Origin of the sequence: Streptococcus sp. 2106 (genome assembly GCF_013277315.1) — a bacterium.
Classification (GTDB): Bacteria; Bacillota; Bacilli; order Lactobacillales; family Streptococcaceae; genus Streptococcus; species Streptococcus pseudopneumoniae.
The window spans coordinates 1-11,616 of the sequence record NZ_VMMS01000048.1; the positions used below are offsets into that span (position 1 = coordinate 1).

7 protein-coding genes, 1 tRNA gene and 1 other RNA gene are annotated in these 11,616 nt (G+C 40.7%); 2 read left to right on the forward strand and 7 right to left on the reverse strand.

All coding sequences use genetic code 11. From position 1 onward, the window contains the following. Positions 1 to 121: 121 nt before the first annotated feature. The 4 genes from HT723_RS05920 to HT723_RS05935 all read right to left on the reverse strand — a co-directional run bounded on the left by HT723_RS05920 (position 122) and on the right by HT723_RS05935 (position 6,111). Positions 122 to 2,425, reverse strand: a complete 2,304-nt coding sequence (locus HT723_RS05920) for a DNA translocase FtsK (RefSeq protein ID WP_345890240.1) — start codon at positions 2,423 to 2,425, stop codon at positions 122 to 124. An 88-nt stretch (positions 2,426 to 2,513) separates the two neighbouring features. Further along, positions 2,514 to 4,466, reverse strand: coding sequence for a fructose-specific PTS transporter subunit EIIC (locus HT723_RS05925; protein ID WP_172934834.1), 1,953 nt, complete (start codon positions 4,464 to 4,466; stop codon positions 2,514 to 2,516). Next, a complete protein-coding gene (gene pfkB, locus HT723_RS05930; RefSeq protein WP_172934835.1) occupies positions 4,463 to 5,374 on the reverse strand; it encodes a 1-phosphofructokinase in 912 nt (303 codons plus the stop codon). Before pfkB ends, HT723_RS05925 begins: the two co-directional genes overlap by 4 nt. Continuing rightward, on the reverse strand, positions 5,371 to 6,111 hold the full coding sequence (locus HT723_RS05935; protein ID WP_172934836.1) for a DeoR family transcriptional regulator: 741 nt from the start codon (positions 6,109 to 6,111) through the stop codon (positions 5,371 to 5,373). The genes pfkB and HT723_RS05935 overlap by 4 nt, the downstream gene beginning before the upstream one ends. A 161-nt stretch (positions 6,112 to 6,272) precedes the next feature. On the opposite strand from HT723_RS05935, the gene HT723_RS05940 reads away from it, so the two are divergent. Then, positions 6,273 to 6,360 (forward strand) — tRNA-Ser (locus HT723_RS05940). 143 nt (positions 6,361 to 6,503) lie between these two features. Here HT723_RS05940 and ssrA read toward each other — a convergent pair. Continuing rightward, positions 6,504 to 6,851, reverse strand: a transfer-messenger RNA (tmRNA) gene (gene ssrA, locus HT723_RS05945). A 645-nt stretch (positions 6,852 to 7,496) separates the two neighbouring features. Further along, positions 7,497 to 8,606, reverse strand: coding sequence for a cell elongation protein CozE (gene cozE, locus HT723_RS05950; protein ID WP_172934837.1), 1,110 nt, complete (start codon positions 8,604 to 8,606; stop codon positions 7,497 to 7,499). Positions 8,607 to 8,708: 102 nt separating this feature from the next. On the opposite strand from cozE, the gene pbp3 reads away from it, so the two are divergent. After that, positions 8,709 to 9,950, forward strand: coding sequence for a D-alanyl-D-alanine carboxypeptidase PBP3 (gene pbp3 / locus HT723_RS05955; protein ID WP_172934838.1), 1,242 nt, complete (start codon positions 8,709 to 8,711; stop codon positions 9,948 to 9,950). A gap of 226 nt (positions 9,951 to 10,176) precedes the next feature. On the opposite strand, the gene sufB is transcribed toward pbp3, so the two are convergent. Then, positions 10,177 to 11,589, reverse strand: a complete 1,413-nt coding sequence (sufB, locus tag HT723_RS05960) for a Fe-S cluster assembly protein SufB (RefSeq protein WP_000797052.1) — start codon at positions 11,587 to 11,589, stop codon at positions 10,177 to 10,179. Positions 11,590 to 11,616 lie beyond the last annotated feature (27 nt).

An 11,616-nucleotide genomic window follows, 5' to 3' on the forward strand; every position in this document is an offset into this window, starting at 1 on the left:
AAGTCAGTCACATATATACGGCAAGGCAAAGCTGACGTGGTTTGAAGAGATTTTCGAAGAGTATAAAAGTAATCAATAGCCAGTAAAATAGCTCCTTCCAACCTTGGAAAGAAGCTATTTTTTATTGCTGCAATACTTTTCTTGGCTTGGTACCTTCAGCTGGACCGATGACACCTGCCATCTCAAGCTCTTCCATGAGACGGGTCGCACGGTTAAATCCAACTGACAAACGACGCTGAATCATAGATGCACTGGCTTTCTGAGTTTCGATTACCAAAGCCTTGGCTTCTTCAAAGAGCGGGTCACCACCAGATTCACCATCTGAAAATTCACCGTCGTTTTCAGAAACCTCACCTGGTTCAAAACTATCATCGTAGTCCGCATCTGCCTGAGCCTTGATGAAGTTCACAATGCGCTCAACATCGTCATCCGAGATAAAGGAGCCTTGGAGACGAACTGGATGATTTTCATCAATCGGTTTAAAGAGCATGTCTCCTCGACCAAGAAGTTTTTCTGCTCCATTTTCATCCAAAATCGTACGGGAGTCTGTTCCTGATGAAACCGCAAATGCTACACGAGATGGGACATTAGCCTTGATCAGACCAGAGATGACATCAACGGATGGACGCTGGGTTGCAAGAATCATGTGGATACCTGCAGCCCGCGCCTTCTGTCCAAGACGGATAATAGCATCTTCCACTTCCTTGCTTGCTACCATCATAAGGTCAGCCAACTCATCCACAATCACAACAATAAGTGGTAGTGGAATCTGCTTGTACTCAGACTGAGCATTAAACTCTTCTACCTTGGCATTAAAGCCTGCAATGTTACGAACTCCCACCTTGGCAAAGAGTTCATAACGATTTTCCATCTCATCCACAACCTTTTGCAGGGCCTTGCTGGCCTTGCGTGGATTGGTCACAACTGGAATCAAGAGATGGGGAATATCATTGTAAACAGACAACTCAACCATCTTGGGATCGACCATCATAAATTTAACTTGATCGGGTCGAGCTTTCATGAGAATGCTGGCGATAATGCCGTTAACCGCTACTGACTTCCCTGAACCTGTTGAACCTGCGACGAGCAAGTGGGGCATTTTGGAAAGGTCAAAAGCTCTTGCACTGCCATTAACAGCCTTTCCTAAAGGAATTTCCAAGAGATTTTCTGCTTTCGTTTGAGATTGTTCCCATAGTTCGCGGAAGGATACAGTCGCAATCTCAGAGTTGGGTACTTCGATTCCAACTAAGGATTTCCCCGGGATAGGTGCTTCGATTCGGACATCCTTAGCAGCCAAGGCTAGAGCGAGGTCATCTGCTAGATTGGAAATGCGGTTGACCCGTACACCCACTGCTGGCTTAACTTCATATTTAGTCACCGATGGTCCAATTTCGGCCCGTTCAACTGTTACCTTAATACCAAAGCTAGCAAAGGTTTCTTCTAGAATTTTGATATTTTCCCGAACGATTTTCTTCTCTTTAGACTGGTCTTTGGGTTTATCTGGGGCAAAGAGTTGTAAGCTTGGAAGTTTGTATTCGAGGGCTTCCTTGGCTGAAAAATCGACCTGAACATCTTCATCGTCAGAGCCATATTCCTGTTCAGGGAATTCAAGTTCAGCTTGAGGCAGGATGATTTCTGGTTCCACCCACTCTTCTTCTGGAACAGGAGGAACGTCAAGCACAACATCTTCTGTCAGAATTTCACCCGTTTCCATATCAATAGGAGGCAAATCGAGTAAGGCTTTTTCAGCTTCTTCTTGTTCTAATCTAGCCTCTTCCTCAGCCTTTTGGCGAGCTTTTTCTTCTTGTTTGACAAAGCGTTCCTCTTTTCGAAGCTCATGTCCTTCCCTCCATTTGGCAAAGCCTCTACTGAAAAATTCAGCAATATCATAAACAGACCAAGGACTGACTAGGAGGGCACCCACTAAAATCAAGATAGAACCAATAAAGTAAGTACCGATATTTGAAAAGAGAAAGGCGGTTGGAATATACAGAGCGACACCAATCAAGCCCCCTCCAGCAAAACTGGTCGTTCGAAAACCAGTCAAATCCGTCACAATCTGAGCCATGGTTCCTTTTAAAACCGACTTATCCAAACCATATTTCCAAACTAAGTAGGCCTCAAAAATCAAGAGCAAGCCAGCAAATATGGTGAAAAATCCTGATAAGAGTCCTTCCTGTTTTCGTATCCACTTGAAAAAGAAGAGATAGATCAATAGGGCAAATATTGCCAGATAAGCTAGACTACCCACCAACAAGCGAATTAAATTGTAAAGAGTGATACCTGCAGCTCCTAATTTAAAAGCTGCGAAAATCAATAAAATCGCGATTCCCAACGAAATCAACATCCGTTGAATCGCTTCTTTTCTCTCGAGTTCTGCTTTAGACGGTCTCCGTCTTGTTTTACTTGTATTCTTGTTTGCCATTTTTCTATTATACCATATTTCACAGGCATTTCGGAAAGAGAAAAAGACTGCACCAAACGGTCCAATCTTTTCATTTCATATCTAAGTTTTATGCTTGTGGTTTGCGTAGGTAACCATAGACCACACCACTTACGATTGCTCCTACCAAGACAGCAACGAGGTAAAGGAGGGCATTTGAAGTAAGGGCAATAACGAAGATTCCTCCGTGTGGCGCCATGAGTTTGATACCAGTAAGACCAACGAGACCTCCTGCTACTGCTGAACCAAGAATGAAACTTGGAATCGCACGAGCTGGGTCAGCTGCACCAAACGGAATCGCTCCCTCAGTGATAAATGACAAGCCCATGATGATATTCGTCAAACCAGAGTTGCGTTCTTCCTTGGTAAATTTATCTTTGAAAAGAAGCGTTGCGACAAAGATTGCAAGTGGTGGCACCATTCCTCCAGCCATAACTGCTGCCATGGCTACAGAACCACCTGAAGAAACAGTCGCTGCAAGCGTACCTGTACCAAAGACATAAGCCGCTTTGTTAACTGGTCCACCCATGTCAACAGCCATCATTCCACCAAGGACGATACCAAGAAGGACAGCTGAACCGCCTCCAAGACCGCCTAGGAAGTCATTCATAGCAGTGTTGATTGCCGCCATCGGGATATTCACAGCTAGCATGACAAATCCAGTCAAGATCGTTCCAAGAAGTGGCAAGAGAAGGATTGATTTAGCACCTTCAAGTGAACGAGGAACTTTAACGTATTTCTTGATAGCAAGAACCAAGGCACCTGCGATAAATCCTCCCACAAGGGCACCTAGGAAACCAGATGATACACCTGCAAGAGTTGAAGTTGCTTCACCACCTGCGGCATAAGGGATCTTACCAAAGGCAAACCCTTCTTTGGCAATAGCACCAGCCACGAAACCAGCTACCAAACCTGGTTTTTCAGCAATAGAATAGGCAACATAACCTGCAAAGACTGGAAGCATCAAACCAAAGGCAGCTCCACCAATTTTCATGAACATAGAAGCTAGTTCATGGTAGGAACCAAGATTACCAAGGTTTTCATTTGGAACGCCCAAAGCACCGTCAATCAAGAAGGCAAGGGCAATCATGATACCACCACCAATAACGAATGGCAACATTTGAGATACACCACTCATCAAGTGTTTGTAGAAGGCACCACCAAGGCTTTGTTTTTCGTTAGAGGCTGTTGCGGCTTTGGCACCATTAGCGGCACGGTAGATTTCAGCATCCCCAGAAAGAGCCAAGTTAATCAGCTCTTCTGTTTTACGGATACCGTCAGCAACTGGACGATTGATCAATGGTTTGCCATCGAAACGATCCATTTCAACTGCCTTGTCTGCTGCGATGATAACAGCTTTAGCCTTACGGATGTCCTCTGATGTTAGTTGGTTCCCAACACCGCTGGCACCGTTGGTTTCGACCTTGATACCAACCCCCATTTCAGCAGCCACTTTTTGAAGGGCTTCTTGGGCCATGTAAGTGTGGGCAATACCTGTCGTACAAGCTGTAACAGCCACGATAAAGTCACCAGAGTTATTGGCAGGTACTTGAACAGGTTCCTCAGTTTTTTCTGAAGCTTTGTCAAAAAGTTCGATGACTTGATCAGCTGATGTTGCTTGACGAAGTTTGTCAGCAAAACCGTCTTTCATCAAGTATTGAGACAATTCTGCCAAGGCTGCCAAGTGGGTGTCATTGGCACCTTCTGGAGCAGCAATCATGAAGAAGAGGTCAGTTGCCTGCCCATCCAAACTCTCATAATCAACACCCTTATTTGACTTAGCAAAAAGAACAGTCGCTTCTTTTACAGCAGCATTTTTGCTGTGTGGCATAGCGATTCCGTCACCCAAACCAGTAGAAGTCAAGGCTTCACGCGCCAAAATGCCTTCTTTAAAGATTTCAAAATCTGTCACATAACCGTGATCTGTCAAGCTTTTAATCATCTCTTCGATGACAGCAGTTTTTTCAGTTGCCTGCAAATCCAGCAACATGACATCTTTTCTCAATAGGTCTTGAATTTTCATCGTTTTTCTACCTCAACTTTTTCATATGTTTCTTTAATAAATTCTGCCGTTGCCAAGTCATCTGAGAAGGTAGTTGCCGTTCCGCAAGCCACTCCCCATTTGAAGGCTTCTACTGCATCTTTTGATTTGACAAATTCACCTGTAAATCCAGCAACCATAGAGTCACCAGCTCCAACTGAATTTTTAACTGTTCCCTTGATAGGTTTTGCGAAGTAAGCTCCCTCAGATGTGACAAGAAGTGCACCGTCCCCAGCCATGGAGATAATGACGTTTTGAGCTCCTTTGGCCAGTAACTGACGAGCATAATTCTCGATTTCATCTAAACTTTCGAGTTTCACTCTAAAGATCGCTCCAAGTTCGTGATTATTTGGTTTGACCAAAAGTGGCTGATAGTCCAAACTATCAATCAAGGTCTGTCCTTCAAAGTCACAAACCACTTGCGCACCAGTCTGGCGCGTCAAGGAAATCAAATCCTTATAGATAACATTGCCTAGATTTTTAGCACTTGAACCTGCAAACACAACCGTATCTTCTGCTGTCAGACTAGATAAAATAGCTTTCAACTCTTCTAGCTGGGCTGGTTCAACAGTTGGACCCGTTCCGTTGATTTCTGTTTCTTGGTCTGCTTTGATTTTAACATTGATACGAGTATCTTCTGCCACTTGGACAAAACGTGTCTCGATTTCTTCATCAGCCAAAGTATCTGTGATAAATTTACCAGTAAAGCCACCGATAAATCCAGTCGCTGTATTTGGAATATCCAAGCGTTTCAAGACACGACTGACATTGATTCCTTTCCCACCAGCAAACTTATCATCACTGTCCATACGATTGACACTACCGACTTGAACTTGGTCCAAACGCACAATATAGTCAATAGATGGATTGAGTGTGACTGTATAAATCATACTTCTATTACCTCCGTTTTTTCCTTAATAGCCTGCAAAAGCTCATGCCCTTGACTTGTGATAACGATAGCTCGTTTGAGCGGTGCTACCTTGGCAAAGCAAGTTTGTCCAATTTTTGACGAATCCACCAAGACGTAGGTCTGCTTGGCATTCTCCAAAATAGCTCTTTTCACAGCTCCCTCCTCCATATCAGGAGTCGTATAATAGCCATCGTCAACACCATTCATTCCGATAAAGGCACGGTCAAAGTGCAATTGGTTAATCTGGTTAAGAGCAACGCCCCCGATACTAGCATCTGTCGCCGTCTTGACGTTTCCTCCAACCATGACAGTTGGAATCTGCTTTTCAACCAACTGAGCGGCATGGTGAATGGAGTTGGTCACAACTGTAACATTCTTATTGACCAATTCATGAATCAAAAAAGCAGTTGTTGTTCCAGCATCGATAAAGATGACATCTTTTTCTTTAATGAGAGAGGCTGCTTTCTGAGCCAGCAACTTCTTTTCTTGAAGGTTTTTGACAGATTTTTCTTGAATGGTTTCTTCTTCCTGTAAGGAGTGGGGGAGTTCTGATCCACCATGCACACGACGAAGCTTGTTTTCCGCTTCCAACTCATCCAAGTCTCTTCGAACCGTTGATTCTGACATTTCTAGCAAACTAACTAATTTTTCTAGAGAAACTACATGATGTTGATTTAACTCCTCTAAAATCAGTTGCTTCCGCTCTGTTTTTAACACCGAATCACCTCCTGTTATCGTTTACACTATTCATTCTATCACACTTTCTTTTAAAGTCAAGCATTTTTTATCATTTTCTTCCAAATTCTATCATTTTTCTTATTTACAGAATTTTTATTGCAAGATAAGGACCTTTATGGTAGACTATTTAAGTAAGTATTGGAAGATTACTCAAGAGGCTTAAGAGGCCGTGTTGGAAACGCGGTAGGCGTGTAATAGCGTGCGTGGGTTCGAATCCCATGTCTTCCGTGGAAAAAAGATTATTTTTAGGATACGACAAAAATGTTGTATCCTTTGTTGTATCCTTTTTTAGCAAAAGAATGCAAAGGAATACCAAAGACAAAAACAAAAAACGTTGATTTAACAACGTTTTACCAAGGAATGCAAAGGAATAATGGAGCCGGTGGGAGTCGAACCCACGTCCAAACACCTGCCAACATATTTGTCTACAACCATAGGTTATGTATTAGTTTAACAGCCCCTCGACACATAACTCAAGCCTAGAAACTGCGAGTCTATCAATCTCTTATCAAGCCGCTAGACAAGACTCAATCGTATCTCGCTAATAATAAGACCTGTCATTGAACACGAGCAATCCAAATCGGGTCACGCCTGCTGGTTTTTAGGCAGCTAGAGCGTAAGAAGTGTTATTTTTTGCAGTTATATTTAACTGAGCGTTTACGTCGCCACACGAGTCGCAAAATATGCCTCATAATGCCTGTCGAATCCGTAACGACCCCAAAAGACAATAAAACTATTATACCTTATCTAACACAAAAATGCAAAAAGAAATCACATACCTAAAAAAGATACTATTCGAGAAATTTAGCAAACTGGGATACTAACTACAACTTTCTCAGTGCATAACTTTACGATTATGAATAGAACTTACGAAATCCAATTAACACATACCTAAGATGAAGCTATCTGTTTTGAAGAAATTCACGAAGAGAATTATTCTAAAATACTTTCAGATGAGAATTTTCCTACTCTCTTTGTTTCAATTCATTTGAGTTTAAAAACAATAAAATCAATCCTTATATTATTCGGACTACTTTTCACTTATTGCACCAAAATATAGTAAAATGAAATAAGAATAGGACGAATAGATCAGGACAGTCAAACCGATTTCTAACAATGTTTTAGAATTAGAGGTGTACTATTCTAGTTTCAATCTACTATAAATAGGTTTCATTCGAACTTTAATAGACTATGAAAACCAGTGGAACTTACCCTGACACGGAATTCCACTGGTTTTTTCGATTTTTATCAGATTAACTTCTACTATTCTTAGCTGTGAAAATTAGTTTAGGACTTTAACTTATTTTCAATCTTCTAGTCTAAAGGTCACTTCCAGTAAATAAAAATCAGGGTTCTCCTGACTTTTACTTAGCTAATTCTCTTTCTCGTTCTTTCATGATTTTATGATTTTCATACAAACGGGATAAGAACTTAAAAATTTCTTTCAAGATAGAATAGGTTGGCACTGCGACAATCATTCCAACTACACCATAGATATTGCTTGACAACAAAAGTAAAACTAAAATCGTGATTGGATGAACCTTCATAACACTTCCTACGATTCGAGGATATAAGATATTGCCATCTACCTGCTGAACAACAAGCATATAAATCACTGCAATCAGCATTCTATGGGGATCAGTGAATATATTTGCAATAATCATAGGAATCAAACCAATACTTGGCCCCACATAAGGAATTAAATTGGCTACACCAGAAAAAATAGCAAAAACTAAAGCATATTTTAAACCAATAATACTATAGCCAATATAAGCTAAACAACCTATAATGATTGCGTCAATCGAAACTCCACTAATATAGCGAGCAATCGTCGCATTTAAATTCTTTAAGAGACCTGCGATATGCAAGCGATCCCTCTTTAGAACCGTTCTTTCAAGCATGGGCAAGAATTTATGTCCATCTAATAAGAAATAAACCAAAAAAACTGGAGTCATAATCAAAATCAAAACAGTACTGATAAGAGCTGACAAGACGCTCCCCACACTATTTGATACGCTATTTAGGATCTTTTGAAGAATATCAACATAGGATAAGTTTAACTGCTGAATTGTAGCTTCTACATCCAAATTCTGGAGCGCAGGATAATTAGATAAGTCTATGATTAAGTCTTGTACTCGACTATAAATAGTTTGACTAGATATAATCAAGCTAGATAACTGATTAATCAAAATAGGTAAGAGATAGACAACACCTATGACCATTCCCCAGACCAAAGCACACAAGGTAATTAAAATACCAAGTAAACGATCGAGTTTACAGACTTTATTTAAGAAAGTAACAATAGGGTTTGTCAAATAATAAAGAAAGCCCCCTAATAAAAATGGAATCATAATTGTATTAAGCACGCTAACAAAAGGGTTAATCAAAGACCCCATCTGTCTCCATAGGTAAAAGATGATGGTTAAGAGTAAAATTTCTGTGGTCCAAAAAAATAATTTATTTCTACGAAACATGAGTTACCTCCCTCACTCTATTTTACCATATTTTCAAAAAGCTTAACGGATGAATTATTAAAGCAAGAATATTTTTTTTCTTTATGATAGAATAAGACTACTATGAAAAAAATATTTTTAACTTTATTAACTGTCTCCCTTTTAGGAGGTGCTTCTACTGTTGCTGCTCAAGATTTTACCATTGCTGCAAAACATGCCATTGCTGTTGAGGCAAATACTGGTAAAATTCTCTATGAGAAGGATGCGACTCAACCTGTCGAAATTGCTTCCATAACAAAATTGATTACGGTTTATCTAGTCTATGAAGCTCTGGAAAACGGAAGTATTACCCTCTCCACTCCTGTAGATATTTCTGACTATCCTTATCAATTGACGACAAATTCTGAAGCCAGTAATGTTCCTATGGAGGCCCGTAATTATACTGTCGAAGAGTTACTTGAAGCAACTCTGGTATCTAGTGCCAACAGCGCCGCTATTGCCCTAGCTGAGAAAATTGCTGGCTCAGAGAAAGACTTCGTCGATATGATGCGTGCCAAACTCTTGGAATGGGGAATCAAAGATGCTACTGTTGTCAATACAACTGGTCTGAACAACGAGACTCTAGGAGATAATATTTACCCGAGCTCAAAAAAAGATGATGAAAACAAGCTCAGTGCTTATGATGTTGCTATTGTTGCTCGTAACCTCATCAAAAAATACCCACAAGTCTTGGAAATCACCAAAAAACCTTCTTCTACTTTTGCTGGAATGACAATCACTTCGACCAACTACATGTTAGAAGGTATGCCTGCTTACCGTGGTGGTTTTGATGGACTGAAAACAGGAACAACAGATAAGGCTGGAGAATCTTTTGTTGGTACTACTGTCGAAAAAGGCATGAGAGTCATCACAGTTGTTTTAAATGCAGACCATAAAGACAATAATCCCTACGCTCGGTTTACAGCTACATCTTCCCTAATGGATTATATTTCTTCAACATTTACACTTCGCAAAATCGTTCAGCAAGGCGATGCCTATCAAGATAGCAAAGCCCCTGTACAAGATGGAAAAGAAGATACGGTCACTGCAGTGGCTCCAGAGGATATCTATCTAATTGAACGTGTCGGGAATCAATCTTCTCAATCTATTCAATTCACACCTGATTCCAAAGCAATCCCAGCACCACTTGAAGCTGGAACAGTGGTTGGCCATTTAACTTATGAAGACAAGGACTTGATTGGTCAAGGTTACATCACCACAGAGCGCCCTAGTTTCGAAATGGTTGCAGACAAGAAAATGGAAAAAGCCTTCTTCTTAAAAGTTTGGTGGAATCAGTTTGTCCGCTTTGTTAACGAGAAATTATAAAAAAATCGCGATTTAAACCGCGATTTTTTTTATTACAAATTCATCTTCAAAGTTCTTGATTTTGAGTAGATCTAATGCTCAATGAAAATCAAAGAGTAAACTAGGAAGCTAGCCGTAGGTTGCTCAAAGCACCGCTTTGAGGTTGTAGATAAAGCTGACGTGGTTTACACTTTGATTTTCGAATAGTATCAAAGTCCTTGATTTTGAGTATATCTAAAATCAAATTTTACCCAACTGACCCTTCCATCTCATAGCTAATCAAGCGGTTCAGCTCAACAGCATATTCCATTGGAAGCTCTTTTGTGAAGGGCTCCACAAATCCCATAACAATCATTTCTGTCGCTTCTGATTCTGACAATCCACGACTCATGAGGTAATACAATTGTTCTTCTGAAATCTTAGAAACCTTAGCTTCGTGTTCCAAAGCAACTTGCGAGTTGTGGATTTCATTAAATGGAATAGTATCTGATGCCGACAAGTCATCCATGATAATGGTATCACATTCAATGTGAGAAACAGATTTCTTAGAGTTCTTGTTAAAGGTTACTTGACCACGGTAGTCAACCTTTCCTCCGCCTTTAGCGATGGATTTAGACACGATAGACGAACTGGTATGTGGAGCATTGTGAATCATCTTGGCACCAGTGTCCTGGTGTTGCCCTGCATTAGCAAAGGCAATAGAAAGCATAGTACCACGCGCCCCTTCTCCATCTAGGCAAACAGATGGGTATTTCATGGTTGTTTTGGCACCCAAGTTTCCATCAATCCACTCAACAGTCGCATCTTTCAAGGCTTTGGCACGTTTCGTTACCAAGTTATAGACGTTGTCAGACCAGTTTTGAATGGTTGTATAACGCATATAAGCTCCTTTTAAGGAAAAGATTTCTACAATGGCAGCATGCAAGCTGTTACTTGAATATGTTGGCGCTGTACACCCTTCAACGTAGTGGACACTTGCTCCCTCATCAACGATAATCAAGGTACGTTCAAACTGACCTGTATTTTCGTTGTTGATACGGAAGTAAGTTTGAAGTGGAATATCCACTTTGACCCCTTTTGGTACATAGATAAAGGTTCCACCTGACCATACTGCCGAATTGAGGGCAGCCAACTTATTATCTGTTGGTGGTACCAACTTAGCAAAGTATTGTTTAAACAAATCTGGGTATTCCTTGAGAGCAGAATCCGTATCTGTAAAGATAATACCTAACTTCTCAAATTCTTCCTTCATGTTATGGTAAACTACTTCGGACTCATACTGGGCAGAAGCTCCAGCAAGATAAGCACGTTCAGCTTCTGGAATCCCAATACGTTCAAAGGTTTCTTTAATTTTTTCAGGAACCTCATCCCAGGAACGAGCTGGCTTATCAGATGGTTTTTGGTAGTAGATTAAGTCATCAAAATCAATCTCTGATAAGTCTGCTCCCCAAGTTTGCATGGGCATTTTTTTGAAGGTTTCATAAGACTTCAAACGGAATTCTAACATCCACTCAGGTTCTCCCTTGGCAGCTGATAGTTCACGAATGACATCCTCATTCAATCCTTTTCCTGTCGATAGGACAGGCTCTACATCATCATGGAAACCAAATTTATATTCACCAAGATCAATTGGTTTTGGTTCTACTCTTTCTTCAGCCATAATATCCTTTCTTTCATTCTTCATTTC